This is a genomic window from Exiguobacterium undae DSM 14481 (assembly GCF_000620805.1).
Taxonomy (GTDB): Bacteria; Bacillota; Bacilli; order Exiguobacteriales; family Exiguobacteriaceae; genus Exiguobacterium_A; species Exiguobacterium_A undae.
This window is the reverse complement of the sequence record NZ_KK211187.1, coordinates 542,264-557,268: the sequence shown is the minus strand read 5'-3', so window position 1 is coordinate 557,268 and position 15,005 is coordinate 542,264. Positions and strand designations below refer to the sequence as shown.

Here is a 15,005-nt window from a genome sequence, read left to right as displayed (position 1 = left end):
TCTGGCTTTGTAACAACATCATATATCCTTAGACCCCCCTTGGATATTCGAATACGAATATTTGGTGTAATTTGCACATTATTTACACTTACCGATACTTTAGACATGAGTCATATGTCCCGAAAGATGCGTAATTTTTACATTTTATCCGTCTTTATGTCGAAATCGTGTATAAAAATAGATTTTTTAGAATATTCCCTCATTCTTAAATACTTCTGATCACACATAAACAAAGCCGTTTCGTCTGCCTGAAGCAAACGAAACGGCTTTGTTTTTATTTCGATGAATGACGCAGGGCAATGAAATAACCGATTCCGAGTAAGACGACTAATCCAAGCAACACACTGCTGATTGTCGTTCGCGTCGGCGATTCCGGCACCCAAATCCCGATTGCAAGATTGATTGCTGCAATCAGCAATACGAGCCATACGATGGTTTTCGGTTTCATCTTGTTCTCCTTCAGTTTGACGTAGTCCAGTCTGTTATTTTTCATGATAACGATACATGAGCCCTCTTATTCGAAACGACCTGATATGATATGTTGACAGAAGACGATTTTAACAAGGGGGACCTATGGATGAAAAAACTTGCAGTGTTTTGTGGTTCAAAAGATGGAGCAACACCAATTTTCCGTCAGGCAGCAGCGACGCTCGGTACCGCGCTGGCACGTCATGACCTCGACCTTGTCTATGGCGGGTCACGCGTCGGAACGATGGGTGCTGTCGCTGATGCGGTCCTTGCAGCCAATGGACAAGCGATCGGTGTCCTGCCGCACTTCTTACAGGAAAAAGAAATTGCCCACCCGAATCTGACAGAGCTTCATCTCGTCGAATCGATGCACGATCGCAAAGCGAAGATGGCTGAACTGGCAGACGGATTCATCATCTTACCGGGTGGTCCGGGGACGATGGAAGAATTTTTTGAAGTCTTCACGTGGGCACAGCTTGGCTTACATGAAAAACCATGCGGCATCTTAAACATCGACGGCTACTATGATTCGCTCGTCACGTTGTTCCAGCAGATGGAGACACAAGGTTTCCTGATACCGGAACACGCCGCAATACTCCTCGTCGAGTCTGATCCGGAACGGTTGCTCGAACGTTTCCGCACGTATACGGCACCACGCGTCAAAACGTACATGAATAAGAAGCAGACCTGATCAAGGCAAAGCTCACCCGTGGGCTTTGCTTTTGTTATTTAATCGGTCCAGCTTTCGACGTGCCGGCGAAGCAAGGCTTTAACATCGGCTTGGATCTCCGCGTCCTTTAAGGCAAAGGCAAGTGTCGTCTCGACATAGCCCATCTTCTCCCCGACATCAAACCGGTCACCGTCGATTTCATAACCATAGACGTCTTCCTGCCCATTTAACCGTTCAATCGCGTCCGTCAGCTGAATCTCGCCTCCTGACCCGACCTCTTGCTTGGCAAGAAACGCAAAGATCGCCGGCGTCAGGATGTACCGTCCGATGATTGCCATGTTTGATGGTGCCGTACCTTGCACCGGTTTTTCGACGAACTGCCGGACGTGATAACGACGGCCCTCTTGTTTCAGCGGATCAATGATGCCGTAACGGTCCGTGTCACTGGTCGGCACATGACGGACGCCGACGATCGAGGACTCCAGTTCCTCGTACTGATCAATCAATTGTTTCAGTCCCGGTTGTTCCGAGACGATGATATCATCACCGAGCAACACCGCGAACGGTTCGTCGCCGATGAAATGACGGGCACTCCAAATGGCGTGTCCGAGTCCCTTTGGTTCCTTTTGCCGGATGTAATGAATCTCGGCCATCGTCGTCGATGCATCCACTTCTTTTAACAAGTCGAGCTTCCCTTTTTGCCGGAGGATGTTCTCAAGCTCCGGTGCGTGATCAAAATGGTCTTCGATCGCCCGTTTGTTTCGTCCGGAGACGATGATAATCTGTTCGATGCCCGCCGCAACCGCTTCCTCGACGATGTATTGAATCGTCGGTTTCGTCAGAATCGGCAACATTTCTTTTGGCATCGCTTTTGTCGCCGGCAAGAAACGTGTCCCGAGTCCCGCTGCCGGGATAATGGCTTTTCTGATTTTTTTCATGACCGCCCTCCGCTCCTCTACTTACTTCTACTCTGTACTTATTTCTTTTTTCTCTCGTCTATTCCCTGTTTTCGTCAAAAAAAAGACCATGAACAAGAATGTCCATGGTCTGCAATCAAAATAGGTTGGAGAGTGCTTCCGCAAAGGTCGAGAAGGACGGCGTCTCATCGATGACCATCAAGGCACCTGCCGCGACGGCAAGAAGACTGATGCCGGATAAGATCCAACCGGGATGTTTGACGGTATCTTCCGCATCCACGTTTTGTTTCCCCGGTTTGGCCTGTTGCGCTTGTTCCTTCAAACGATCTTTCCGGTACTGGTGCTGCTCTTCTTTCGTCAGCTTTTTATAATCGGTCAGGAACTTCTTGTACTCCGGCACGACTTCTTTTGTCGTTCCGTCGAGCTTGACTTGTCCGTACTCGAGCCAGATGACGCGTTCACAGAAACTGCGAATCTGCGTCAAAGAGTGACTGACGAAGATGATCGTCTTGCCTTCGTTCTTGAACTCGTTCATCTTGTCGATACAGCGGTTATAAAACGTCTGGTCCCCGACGGACAAGGCTTCATCGACGATCAAGATATCGGCGTCGACATTGACGGCGATCGCAAAACCAAGCCGCGACTTCATTCCGCTCGAATACTTTTTGATCGGTTGATCGATGAAATCTCCGATGTCGGCGAAGTCGATGATGCCGGGCATCCGGCGTTCGATTTCCGCGTCATCCATCCCGAGCATCAAACATTTCAAGTGGATGTTTTCGCGTCCTGTCAGCACATTTTTTAAGCCTTGCGAGACGGCGATGATCGCAACTTCTCCGTTGATCGCGACGTCCCCTTCATTGGCGTAGATGATGCCGGAAATCAAGTTTGATAACGTCGATTTCCCGGAGCCGTTGATGCCGACGAGACCAACGACTTCCCCGGAACCGATGTCGATTGAGACATCGCGGAGCGCCGTGAACGTCTTGACGTTTTTGCTTTGGTTCTTAAATAACAATTTGAATTTTTCTTTTGTAGTCGTAACCATATCAAACCGTTTCGTGACATGGTCGAGCTTTATCATAGACATGGCGATTTCCTTCCTTAAACGAGCTCGGTGAATGATTTACGGAACTTGATGTGCAAGAATGTCCCGGCTGTGAACAAGAGCAGCGTCACACTCCAGAAATAGAGTCCGGTCGGCCATTCCTGCCAGACCCAAGCGCCGCCGAGTAAGCTCGCGCGATAGCCTTCTACGAGGTAGAAGACCGGGTTCAGACGAAGCACCCCGTGTAAGACGTCCGGGAAACGTTCGATGTTCCAGAGGATCGGCGTCAAATAAAACAACATCCGCATCATCGATTGGAGGAACAATTGGATATCCTTCACGAGCGTAATCAATGTCGAGAAGCAGAGTGAGAAGGCATAGACGAATATATACGTCGCTGCCATATAGTAAGGGAGTTGAAGGAGTTTCCACGTAATCGGAATTCCGTTCAGCATGATGACGATGAAGACGATCACGAGCATCGCGAAATGCTGATACATCCGTGACAAAATGACATAAGACGGAATCGCACTCATCGGGAAACGCATCTTCGTCACCATCGCGAGGCGGCTGTTGATCGAGTTCGATCCACGCAGCAAGGCATCATTGATGAAGAACCAGACGACGATCCCGCACAATAACCAGACGATGAACGGGATATCCCCGTCGACGTTTTTGTTCCCTTTCAGACCGACACCAAAGACGAACCAGTAAATAAAGATCTGTAATCCGGGGTTCAACAGCTCCCATAACAAACCAAGCCGTTGCTCCGCGTGCGCCGATTTGATCTCATAACGAGCCAAACGACGGATCAGTGGGAAGTTCTCCACTTGTTCGCGGACGATACTTTTCATTTCTTTCCACATAATAAATTCCTTCCGATCTGTAAAGGTACATGTATTTTAGTTCAGTTGCATCCACGTAAAAGAAAAAAGACGGACTCCGTTCGCGATTCTTCAAACGAACGATCGACCCGTGCGCAGGACAAATGGTCTGCGTTCTTTCTGCTCCCCCCTTCTTCTCACGTCACTCGTTTCATATTAAAAAGTAGGCATCACATGCCATACACTTAATCAATTCTAGCCATCGTTAAAAATCGTGTCAATGTATTGGGCAAACCGACACCAAACTGTAGCTTTCTACTCAACTAAAAAAACCGCTTCGATGATGTGGAAGACATCAATCAAAGCGGGTTTGGAATGGGATAGAAGTGGAAATTCAATTGTCGTCGGCGGAGAGGCCAGTCCCCACAGCAACAAAATACTCATTAAACATAAAATGACTAAAATCACAGTCCCTTGAACCGTTTCTTTCATCGTGTTTTCCGTCCTCCCTCCGCGGTTTTCCTCGTTTCTTCATCATACAGAACTCTTGTCCTGAATACTACTGTCTGCTTATCAAATAATGGAAATGTTTGACGAATCAGTCAAGGTTTTCGTTTCTTTTTTTAATAGGACAGATTATAATGAAAGCGTTATCATTTTATGTCTTTAGTTCAAATGCCCTAAGAACAACCCTTAAAACAAACGTCTCCATTCGGTTGTCATGTCGTCCGACCTAAGAATTTACGAAGTTTACAAAAGTTTTATCGCACCAGATACCTAGAACGATTTATAGTAGAAGAAGAGGTCAACGATCGCATTTCGACCTTGTATTCATACACCCACTTTGAAGGAGGATTTCTACGTATGTACAAATCAAAACCGCTTTACGCGGCAGCCGTTGCTGTCGCCCTGACGACATCGGCAATCGTGCCGGTTGCGCAGACTACCGTATCCGCAGCAACGCATGTCAAAGTCAAAACGGTCAAACTCAAGTCACTCGTCTTCACAAAAGGTGCCCCGGTCAAGTTACCTGCTACATACAAGGGCGAGAAAATTACGTGGAAAAGTTATGATCGTCATATCTTCAACCGTTATCAAACGGTCAAAGGAACGTATGGCAAGAAGAAATCGCCGATCGAAGTCAAAATCTTCATCCAAAACTATGCCGTGAAATTCGTCGAGAGCGTTCGCGAACAGACGATTTATGTCGGTGACAAACCGGAACTCCCAAAAACACTCGCCGTCCTCTATGCGACAGGTCGTGTCTATGACAAACCGGTCCGCTGGTCGAAAGTCGATACGAGCGAAGCCGGGACGAAATATGCCGTCGCGAGCTACACACGTCTCGGTAAGACCATCACACTCAAAGCAAAAATCAACGTGCTGGACGTCAACAAAGACGATTTCTCCATCGGCTTGATGCACACGAACGATACGCACGCCAATCTCGATAAAGCACCAAAACGGGCAACGGTCATTAAAGAACTCCGTGCCGCGTACCGGGCGGAAGGTAAACCTTCCCTCTTACTCGATGCAGGGGACGTTTTCTCAGGCTCCCTTTACTTCAACAAGTTCCTGGGTCAAGCTGACCTTGAACTGATGAACTATATGAAATACGACATGATGACGTTCGGTAACCATGAGTTTGATCTCGGAGAGACGGAGAACAACATCGCACTCAAAAACTTCGTCACGAAAGCCAAATTCCCGTTCATCACGGCAAACGTGGACTTCAGCAAAAATGAAAGCTTCAACGGTCTCCAGAAAAAAACCATCACAGCTGGTCCTGAAAAAGGTCAAATTTATCAAGGGATCATCAAGGAATACAAAGGTCAAAAAATCGGCTTCTTTGGTTTGACGACAGAAGAGACAGCGGATATCGCTAGTCCGGGAACAGTTGCCTTTGCCAACTACATCACTAGCGCAAAAGCCGCTGTTAAAAAACTCGAAGACCGTGGCGTCAACAAGATCGTCGCTTTGACGCACATTGGCTTTGACGATAACGAAGCAGTCGACAACGATCAGTTGCTCGCACGTAACGTCGACGGCATCGATGTCATCGTCGGTGGTCACTCGCATACCAAGCTGGAAAAACCGGTTGTTGTCGACGAGACGATCGTACCAGGTAAAACAGAACCAACGATCATCGCGCAAGCGTACCAATATGGTGATTTCCTCGGAAATCTGGATTTGACATTTGACTACAAAGGGAAATTGACAGAGTACAACGGTTCGTTGATCGATGTGGCAAAAGCTGCGGAAGATACACGTGCTGCTGAAATCCTGAAGCCATATGCGGATCAAATCACTGAGTTGAAAAATGAAGAAGTCGGCGCAAATATCGTCAACGAGCTCGGGAACCCACGTGGCGAAGTCAGTGTCCGAAACAGCGAAACGGCACTCGGGAACTTGATCACGGATGGTATGCTCAAAAAAGCAAAAGAGTATAACGCAGAAACGGTCATCGCGATGCAAAACGGTGGTGGGATCCGGGCTGCCATCAATGCCGGACCACTTACAGTCGGCGAAGTCTTGACGACGCTTCCGTTCGGAAATACGCTCGCGACAGTGAAAATGACAGGTCAGGAAATCAAGGACCTGCTTGAAATCAGCGTTGGTGTGGCACCAATCGAAAACGGTGGATTCCTCCACGTGTCGGGCATGAAGTTTGAATACAGCAGTAAACTCGCAAAAGGAAACCGTGTCACGAAAATGGAAGTCAACAACGGCGGCACGTTTGAAACGATCGATCCTGCGAAAACATACGTCATCGCAACGAATGCCTTCACGGCAAAAGGCGGCGATGGTCTGACACCGTTTGAAGTGGCTTACAAAGCAGGCCGCGTGACGGATCTTGGTCTCTCGGACTGGGAAAACCTCCGCGACTTCACGAAGTCGCTCGGCGAAGTCAACTACAACATCGAAGGTCGTATCATCGATACAAAAGTCGAAGCCAACTAATCAGCAAAAGGACGATCTCCCTGAGTGGGAAATCGTCCTTTTTTTATAACGTCTGCGTTTGATTTTGTTTCAGTAAGACGATGATGTCCTCAAGTTCATACTCTTCTGCCATCATCAGCGGCGTGTAGCCGTCGGCATTCTTCAGTGCCGGATCCGCCCCACGCTCGAGCAACAGTTTAACAGTCTCCTTGCCTTCACCTTCGACCGCGTGATGAAGCGGCGTATACTCCTCATCATCCCGTTGGTTGATCGCTTCGCCGCGTTTCAGATACAACTCCACAAGTTCCTTGTTGTTACTGTAGACGGCAGTGATGAATGGACGTTCTCCAAAGTCATTGACGGCGTCGACATCACTTCCGGCTGCCAGCAAGTCTTGGAAGACATCCGCGAGCCCTTCGCTCGACTTCCGGTATCCGAGATAATGTAATGCCGTATCTCCGTCCGCATCGACCGCCTTCATGTCACTCTCCGGAATCAGTTGGTTGATTTCATCAAGTGTTCCCTTTTGAATCGCGGCCATCAGTTTCGATTCACCTAAATCTTGCTTCGTATCATCTTGCTGCACGACGGACTCCGTCCAGCCGGACCACTCTGGAATCTCAAGCTCCGTCGCGGTGAAGACGAGACCGGCGAGTGCCAGACAACTCAGACTGACGAGCAGACCGCTTGTCACACGCGCCAATCGGGGGGCAGTCGTCTTCAGTCCGGCAACCGCCAAGCGCCGGTGAATGGATGGCTGATGACGGAATAATTCACTCATACTCGTCGCGAGTGACGGCGCTTGTTGTTTTTGTTCTATGTAGTGCATGACATCCAGTCGGCGCCATAGCGCCGGACCAACAATCGAGCGGACGAGGGATGGAATTCTCTCCTCTTCAGTCAGTTGCGCGAGCGCAAACCGATCAGCTGTCTCTTCACAAGCGCGTAAATAAGCTGTGCGCAAGAATGGGATCCAGCTCCCGATCAGTAACAACAGCTGTTTTTCTTCATGGTTCTGTTTTAAGTGGGCCAGTTCGCGCAAGATTTCAAAACGCGTCGTCTCATTTAATGGATAATCCGCCGGCAACACCAGCATATACTTTTGGAACAAACCAATCGTCCGTGGTCGTGTCATCTTCGGGTCCTGCGTCAACAGGATCTCTGGTGTTTTCCAGAATCCCATCTGCTCTGCATCACGACGAAGTGCCGCATAAACGAGTGGTTGTTGGGTCTCGCTTAGAAAAACACCTTCCGTCCGAATCGTCATCACCCGGATCCATTGGCGAATCCAAATCGCTCCAAGTAGGAGGATGGTCAGTCCGAGTAAGACGACACCAAGCGTTCCGAGCGCCAGTACTCCGACGATCAGACCACATCCCGTTACGAGTGTGCTCAGCAGGAGCAACCAGAAATAAAGCTGTTCTCGTTTACCGACCCGCAATGGAATCGGTTCTGTCTCATTGGTCATTCTTTCACCTCCCTTTCATTGAGTTCTCGCTATCGTTTCATGTCTTATCATACCCGTAATCCCATAATCATTCCAAGGGAATTGTTGTTAAACGGTATGAAGTGTCTTGAAAGATATATCTTTAGCTTATAATCAAAGAAGTATTTAAGCATGTCTAAAGACCTATAACATTCCAAACGATTCTGATCAAAAATCAAATTTTTCTGAAAAAGTTATAGAATTACCGCGGTTCTTTGTAACATTTGAAACATTAAGTCTATGATTCATCCGAACCATATCCCTTTTAGTAAGGGGTGAGACAAAAGTCTTTGATTTGAATTGCCAATACTTTAAAAATGCCATATACTAACTACTAGAATGAAGAATATGGGAGTGAACATCTTGGGGTTTTTAGGATTGTTTAATAAAGAATATACGGTACAATATCAAGTCATCGAGCGTGACGAGGTCGTCGATACAGATCGATTGAACATCAAGGCAAGTGACCATACGGCAGCTCGTAAAAAAGCCGATACGATGCTCCGTAAACAATTTGGTCGGACACAATACAAAATCGAATGGGTCCAACGTTTTTGATCGTCAAAATACCCGGTCGCCTCAATCCACTTGAGACGACCGGGTATTTTCGTGTTCAGCCCGATTGCTGATATTCTGATTTGACGATGCGATCCGCTTTAAGGAACAAGCGGATTCCGGTATACAGCAAGATGCCAAAGACGGCTCCACTTCCATCAATGATGACATCTCCAACCAGTGGTGTCCGTCCGCCGGTCAGTTGCTGATGAAATTCATCCAAGACACCGACCGTGATTGCCGTCGTTGCGGCAAAAAAAGCGGCCGGCACAGGACGATAACCACGCATGCGTAAGACATGGACCAAGCTCGTCCCAAGAATAAAGAACAGACCGGCATGCATCCCTTTGCGGATGAAGAACTCGAGAAACGCCGCTGGACCTAGCGCCGCGACACTGATCGGAACTTCATAATGAAACGAAACGAACGAAAAGGTATAGACCCACCCGAGCGGGATATGATTCGTCAGAAACGGAATCAGCGATTGTTGCTCATAACGCATCGAACTGAAGGCGAACAGTAAAAGTAAGATGGCTCCTGCTATGATGTAAGCAATGGGTAGACGACGCATTATCATCCCTCCTTCAATACTTGCCATCGTACCATGGATCAAGGCACGCGACATACGGCAAAAGTCGTAGCCGGCATCAAAAAAAGACCCTACTTCCACAAATGGAAGTAAGGTCTGTGTGCTTAAGAGACAGACGTTTTGGGTTCACGCAACAAATGCTTGATTTCACCGAACGTCACAAACGTTTTATTTTTCGCATCATACAGCTTGTAGCGAAGCGACTTCAGACTCGAGAACAAGCCGATCGTCGTTGCTTTTTGAAGCGGTGGTGTCGCCGTATGCGCTTTTTCTAAATTGTAGTTCGGAACACGCGGACTTAAGTGGTGCACGTGGTGGAAACCGATGTTTCCCGTCACCCACTGCAAGACTTTCGGCAATTCGTAATACGAGCTGCCTTCGATCGCAGCCTTGACGTAATCCCATTCGCTCTCATCCTCGAAGTACGAGTCTTCAAACGTATGCTGGACGTAGAACAACCAAATCCCGAGGACGCCTGCTGTGAACATCGTCGTGCCTTGAATGATCAGGAATGCCTGCCAACCGATGAAGTAAATCATGATGCCGTACAGGACGATCAACGACGCATTGATGACATGCGTATTCATCCGTTCCTTCTTGCGGGCATCTTTCCGGTTGAAGCGGCTGACGACGAGAATCAACAAGAGTGGTCCAAGACCAAACATGACGAGCGGATTCCGGTACAGACGGTACTTCAAACGTGTCCATTTTGACGCTTCGACATATTCTTCAATCGTCATGACCCAGATGTCACCGACACCGCGTTTGTCCAAGTTCCCGCTTGAGGCATGGTGGATCGAGTGCTCACGTTTCCACTTCTCATACGGGAACAAGGTCAGGATGCCTGTGATCGTTCCGACGATTGCGTTAGCTTTTTTGTTTTTAAAGAATGACCCGTGTGTACAGTCATGGAAGATGATGAACATCCGAACGACGAAACCGGCTGCGACGATCGCAAGCGGAACAGCGAGCCAAACGGAAATCTGTAAGGCTTGATAAGCCAGGAACCAGGCGACGAGAAACGGCAAGATCGTATTGATCATCTGCCGGACGCTGGATTTGACGTCTGCCTTCTCAAAAGGCGAGACGTGTTTGCGGAGCTGGGCGATTTTTTCTTTACTCATGTGTTACTTCCTCCTCGAATTCGTACAGCGTTCACGACGCTACTATGAAATGAACTTGATATAAAACCTGTAAACGGCGTCCGTGACGGTGAATTCGTAACATCCACATGAAGATCGACCCGACCGATATAGTTAAACGCTTGAATATTTTTAATACCAGGTAATTATAGCACATCGAAAAAATAATAAAGTATTAAATTCTGATATCAGTAAAAATATTTACGGTCATCTGTTCGTAAAACTATTGAGTATCCAACAAACGAGAGTTTCAAGAGAATTATTCCACAAAAAAATCGCCCCCGAGATCAGAGACGATCACTGTATCATTTTAACTTCTTCAACGGCTTCACAGCCGGACCTTCGAGCACATTTCCTTCGTAATCAAACCGCGAACCGTGACACGGACAATCCCATGACCGTTCTCCGTTGTTCCATTTGACGTCGCACCCCATATGCGTACACGTCGTCTTGACGAGATGGAGTTCACCGGCTGAATCCCGGTATCCGCCGACCGTCTTCCCGGCATGCCGGACGAGTCCCCCTTCATCGATGCCGAGGTCGTCCGCCGACTGACTGGCACGGGTCACTTTCCCCTTCAGCAATTCGATTGCGACATCGGCATTGTTCTTCGCGAACTGTTTCGCATCCTGCTTATGCAGCTTCGACCGGTTCGGATCAAACAATCCGCGGAAACGATTCGGTGTTCCGGTCAATAAATCGGATAAAAGCAGCCCTGCCGCAATTCCGTTCGTCATCCCCCACTTGGCAAAGCCAGTCGCAATCAAGATATTCGGATCGTCACTCGTCATCTGACCGATGTACGGTACTTTATCGAGCGAAATCAAATCTTGCGCCGACCAAAATTGGTCAATTTCAGCTACACCAAACTCACTCTCTGCGAAATGCGCCAACGCTTGATAATTCGCTTTCGTGTCCGTCTGATGACCGGACAGATGATTCTCTCCACCAAATAGTCCGAGCCGCGTCCCGTCAGCTGTCTGCGTATGCCGAAGCGATCGGCTCGGTTTGTCGGAACTCATGAACATACCGTCCGGGAACTGTTCCGGAACACGTCCCGAGACGATGTAAGAGCGATGGACTTCGAGTTTCGAGAAATAGAGCCCTTTAAAATCGTTGAATGGAAAGTGCGTCGCAACGATGACTTTTTTTGCCTCGATCCGGTGCCCCGATTCAAGCAACACGGTCGGCGTTCGTTTCGATTCGACAGACGTCGCCCGCGTCTGTTCGTACAGCTTCCCGCCTTGCTCCGTGAAGTATTCTGCGAGACCAAGTAAGTATTTGACCGGATGGAACTGGGCTTGATTGCGGATGACGAGGGCCTGTTCGACCGGATACGGTAACTTCCCCCGAACCTCATCCGTCGCGTCTCCGCCGTTGATTCCAAGCCGACTGTAGGCATCCGCTTCCTTGATCAGTTGCTTGTGTTTCGGTCCGGTTGATGCGACGTATAGGTACGCATCCTGTTCCTCAAGTTCACAGTCGATTGCCAGGCGTGTCGTCTGATCACGGAGGAATCGAATCGCCTCTTCATTCGCTTCGTGATAGAGTCGTGCTTTCTCTTCACCGAACGTCTGGATCAGTTCGTCATAAATCAAACCGTGTTGCGACGAAACCTTCGCCGTCGTATAACCGGTCGTTCCGCTTGCAATCCGATCGGCTTCAATTAACGTCACGTCATAGCCCCGTTCAATCAGTTGAACGGCTGTAACAAGTCCGGCGATCCCTGCCCCGATAACGACGACGTCACTTGTTAGATTTGTTTCCAATTTCGGATAATTCGATGCTTCAATCGAAGTGCGCCAATACGATGTTGGAAATCCGTCCAATTGCTTCATTTTCCCCGCCTCCGCAAATGTCAGTTTTTGCTTTCTAGCTAACAGTTACAGTTACCCTTGTTCTTCTAAAAACATTCACTCCCTGCGAAGAATCCTGTTATTCTTTCAGTCGGGACTGTTTACCTGTTAAGTATTTTCTTGCTTTATCACCAATATAAAAAACGTGCCTCCTTATTAGGAAACACGTTTCTATTCAATCAAGTGGAAATACAGTCTTCGCTTGTTCTACGAGACGCGTGATTTTCGGTTTATTCCGATCCAGAATCGCTTGTAGTTCCGCATCCGGTTCGAGTAGTTCCAAACGATCGTTGACGTCAAGAAGATACCCCCTCACTCCTTCTTGAATCCAGACTTCGTACGTGTCGTCTTGGAACAATCGTGGGTATACACCGACTGCCAACCCGGCTTGTTTGTCAGCGATCATCAGTCTCCCTGTATAAGACAGGTAATCGGGTGTCTCCACCGTATAGGAGACACCGTCTTGCATCAGACTGTGTACGCCATCAAAATCCGGTACAGCCGAAACAAACGGTTTGTACTGAACCGTCGTCACCCCGTACCAGACAAGATTTAGCAGCAGGAAGCCGGCCACTAAACCGAGCGCAATACGCCAACCTTTTTTCTTTCGATTCATCCGAGTTCCACCAACCTGTTCCCCTGTTTTTTGATTGCTTCATCGTGCGTGACGAGAATGACGGTCTTGCCGCTTGCATTCAACTCCTGCAAAATCGTCATGACCCGTTCGGCATTCGCTTGATCGAGTGAGCCGGTTGGTTCATCGGCGAGAATGATGTCACATTTCTTCAGCATTAGTCGGGCCAGTGCGACCCGCTGTTGTTCGCCCCCGGACAGCATATAGACTTTTTTATCTATCTTTTCCTCAAGACCGACGGCTGACAAGACCTCTTCAATCGTTCGGCCGGCGCGGTAGCGTTTTTGGACGATCTCCAGATTTTGTCGGACTGTCTTATGGTCGACCAAGGCGAAGTTTTGAAACAGAAAGCCAATCTTCGTCCGGAAGTAGTCCAGTTGATTCCGTTTTTTCGTGATGTCCTGTCCATCGATAAGAATCTGCCCCGCATCAAGCGGTTCCAAGGCCCCCACCATGTTTAACAACGTCGTTTTCCCGCATCCGCTCGGTCCGGAAAAGATGACGAAATCACCGGTCTCAATCTGTAACGACAAATTTTCAAATAAGTTTTTGCCTTCAAATGTTTTGGACACGCCTTGAATCTGAATCATACATTTCCCCCCTTTAGGATCCGTTGGATGTTTGCCCGTTCGATCTTACGAATCAGTCCGACTAACACTATTCCTTCGAGTACGACCAACAGACCGCCTCCGCTCAGCAACCACAAGGGATGACCGATTGCAAAGACGTACGCTGCAAGCGTCACGGTCACCGTGCTGAACGACGTGATGCCAAGTGTATAGAGGACCAACCGTCGATTTTTTTGCCAGATGCTGTAGCCGATGACTTTTTTGACGGATAACTCAAGTGCATTAACTTGGTACTCGAGTTTCAAGACAGTCACGATGATCAACAGTTCCAAACTGATGATTAGTGCGGCAAAAACCAAATTCATGTAAATGTCATCAGAACGGTGATGATAACGACGAGCGACCAGATGCCAAGGACACGATTTCGCTCAGCCTGTTCGTTATAACCCAGTTGCGGGTGATTCCCCGCATATGTATCAATCAAGTCCATCTTAAATGCTTTTACGGCAGCGGAAGATCCGATCCCGTAAAAGTTTGGTGTATAGGCAAGACGCGGATGCTCCCGTAACGGTTTGAACCTGAAAGTGATGTCACCAAGGAAAACACTGTCGTATGTGCCGCTTCGAATCTGTTGCTTCGCAAGGCGTTTCTCGACACCTGACGTTCCGTAGATTGTCTTTGTACTCGAGAAACTGCCATTCGGCGTCTCTTCATACGTAAAGACCTCCACCTGATTCCGCTCGGCTGCGGCATAGATATCAGCAATCATCTGTTTCTCCGATTTTTTCGGATTCGAGTATAGAGTCGTCGTATCAAACGGCTCGGCGAATCCTTCCAGTGTCAGCATCCGGCTTTCACCGATGATGAACAGACTGGTCGCGAGAATCAACGTCATCAGTAAGACTTTTAATAGTTTCATCGGCACTCCCCCGTAGTTCTGCCACAATCGCTCGGCAACTTTTCTCTGTTTACCGTAGCATCTTCCGCCAATCCGCTTCTACTTCTCCCTTGCACATCAAGGAAAGCAGTATCTGAGAAATGCCGTCAGTTCTTTTAACTTTGATCCGCCGGACTGTGGAATAAGAGAAAGCAGCCCTTTCAAAAAAGATTTTCTTTTCGAACACCGCCTCGGATAAGTAGAGTTATCCTGAAGCGAGTGATGCAAACAGGCGGTTTTTCAAGTGATTTTTCGTGTTCAGTGGAAGAAATGACGACAGTCGGCAATTGGAAAGTTTAGAAAACCGTTGGCATGATTCAAAAAAGATGATTTGAAGACGGAGGATAACTCTACTTATACTGAAACTACC

General features: G+C 48.2%; 16 protein-coding genes. 3 read left to right on the top strand and 13 right to left on the bottom strand.

Annotated features, from left to right (window positions below):
• Nucleotides 1-274 precede the first annotated feature (274 nt).
• Entirely contained in the window at nt 275-448 is a 174-nt protein-coding gene (locus tag P397_RS17960; RefSeq protein ID WP_167331054.1) for a hypothetical protein, read from the bottom strand.
• 129 nt (nt 449-577) lie between these two features.
• Here P397_RS17960 and P397_RS0103525 point away from each other — a divergent pair, with 129 nt between their 5' ends.
• Nucleotides 578-1,159, top strand: a complete 582-nt coding sequence (locus P397_RS0103525; RefSeq protein WP_028105645.1) for an LOG family protein — start codon at nt 578-580, stop codon at nt 1,157-1,159.
• A gap of 38 nt (nt 1,160-1,197) precedes the next feature.
• On the opposite strand, the gene galU is transcribed toward P397_RS0103525, so the two are convergent.
• From galU to P397_RS17955, 4 genes are all read right to left on the bottom strand, one after another.
• The gene (gene galU, locus P397_RS0103520; protein ID WP_028105644.1) at nt 1,198-2,076 is read right to left on the bottom strand and encodes a UTP--glucose-1-phosphate uridylyltransferase GalU; all 879 of its coding nucleotides are present in this window, start codon (nt 2,074-2,076) and stop codon (nt 1,198-1,200) included.
• 115 nt (nt 2,077-2,191) lie between these two features.
• The gene (locus P397_RS17070; protein ID WP_035387567.1) at nt 2,192-3,145 is read right to left on the bottom strand and encodes an ABC transporter ATP-binding protein; all 954 of its coding nucleotides are present in this window, start codon (nt 3,143-3,145) and stop codon (nt 2,192-2,194) included.
• A 14-nt stretch (nt 3,146-3,159) separates the two neighbouring features.
• A complete protein-coding gene (locus P397_RS0103510; protein WP_028105643.1) occupies nt 3,160-3,969 on the bottom strand; it encodes an ABC transporter permease in 810 nt (269 codons plus the stop codon).
• Nucleotides 3,970-4,242: 273 nt separating this feature from the next.
• Entirely contained in the window at nt 4,243-4,419 is a 177-nt protein-coding gene (locus P397_RS17955; protein ID WP_167331053.1) for a hypothetical protein, read from the bottom strand.
• A 372-nt stretch (nt 4,420-4,791) separates the two neighbouring features.
• On the opposite strand from P397_RS17955, the gene P397_RS0103500 reads away from it, so the two are divergent.
• Nucleotides 4,792-6,888 carry a 5'-nucleotidase C-terminal domain-containing protein gene (locus P397_RS0103500; RefSeq protein WP_028105642.1) on the top strand — a complete coding sequence of 699 codons (2,097 nt, stop codon included), beginning with the start codon at nt 4,792-4,794 and terminating at the stop codon, nt 6,886-6,888.
• Between the two features lie 43 nt (nt 6,889-6,931).
• Here P397_RS0103500 and P397_RS0103495 read toward each other — a convergent pair whose 3' ends face one another.
• Nucleotides 6,932-8,335, bottom strand: coding sequence for an ankyrin repeat domain-containing protein (locus tag P397_RS0103495; RefSeq protein ID WP_028105641.1), 1,404 nt, complete (start codon nt 8,333-8,335; stop codon nt 6,932-6,934).
• Between the two features lie 381 nt (nt 8,336-8,716).
• Between P397_RS0103495 and P397_RS0103490 the strand changes: the two genes are divergently transcribed.
• Entirely contained in the window at nt 8,717-8,911 is a 195-nt protein-coding gene (locus tag P397_RS0103490; protein ID WP_152539584.1) for a hypothetical protein, read from the top strand.
• A 55-nt stretch (nt 8,912-8,966) separates the two neighbouring features.
• On the opposite strand, the gene P397_RS0103485 is transcribed toward P397_RS0103490, so the two are convergent.
• The 7 genes from P397_RS0103485 to P397_RS0103455 all read right to left on the bottom strand — a co-directional run bounded on the left by P397_RS0103485 (nt 8,967) and on the right by P397_RS0103455 (nt 14,617).
• On the bottom strand, nt 8,967-9,479 hold the full coding sequence (locus P397_RS0103485; protein WP_028105639.1) for a VanZ family protein: 513 nt from the start codon (nt 9,477-9,479) through the stop codon (nt 8,967-8,969).
• Between the two features lie 122 nt (nt 9,480-9,601).
• On the bottom strand, nt 9,602-10,621 hold the full coding sequence (locus P397_RS0103480) for a fatty acid desaturase (RefSeq protein ID WP_028105638.1): 1,020 nt from the start codon (nt 10,619-10,621) through the stop codon (nt 9,602-9,604).
• 323 nt (nt 10,622-10,944) lie between these two features.
• On the bottom strand, nt 10,945-12,477 hold the full coding sequence (locus tag P397_RS0103475; RefSeq protein WP_028105637.1) for an FAD-dependent oxidoreductase: 1,533 nt from the start codon (nt 12,475-12,477) through the stop codon (nt 10,945-10,947).
• Between the two features lie 193 nt (nt 12,478-12,670).
• Nucleotides 12,671-13,111 carry a hypothetical protein gene (locus P397_RS0103470; protein WP_028105636.1) on the bottom strand — a complete coding sequence of 147 codons (441 nt, stop codon included), beginning with the start codon at nt 13,109-13,111 and terminating at the stop codon, nt 12,671-12,673.
• On the bottom strand, nt 13,108-13,719 hold the full coding sequence (locus P397_RS0103465) for an ABC transporter ATP-binding protein (protein ID WP_028105635.1): 612 nt from the start codon (nt 13,717-13,719) through the stop codon (nt 13,108-13,110). The genes P397_RS0103470 and P397_RS0103465 overlap by 4 nt, the downstream gene beginning before the upstream one ends.
• A complete protein-coding gene (locus P397_RS0103460; RefSeq protein WP_028105634.1) occupies nt 13,716-14,063 on the bottom strand; it encodes a DUF1430 domain-containing protein in 348 nt (115 codons plus the stop codon). The genes P397_RS0103465 and P397_RS0103460 overlap by 4 nt, the downstream gene beginning before the upstream one ends.
• A complete protein-coding gene (locus tag P397_RS0103455; RefSeq protein ID WP_028105633.1) occupies nt 14,060-14,617 on the bottom strand; it encodes a hypothetical protein in 558 nt (185 codons plus the stop codon). Before P397_RS0103455 ends, P397_RS0103460 begins: the two co-directional genes overlap by 4 nt.
• Nucleotides 14,618-15,005: the final 388 nt, after the last annotated feature.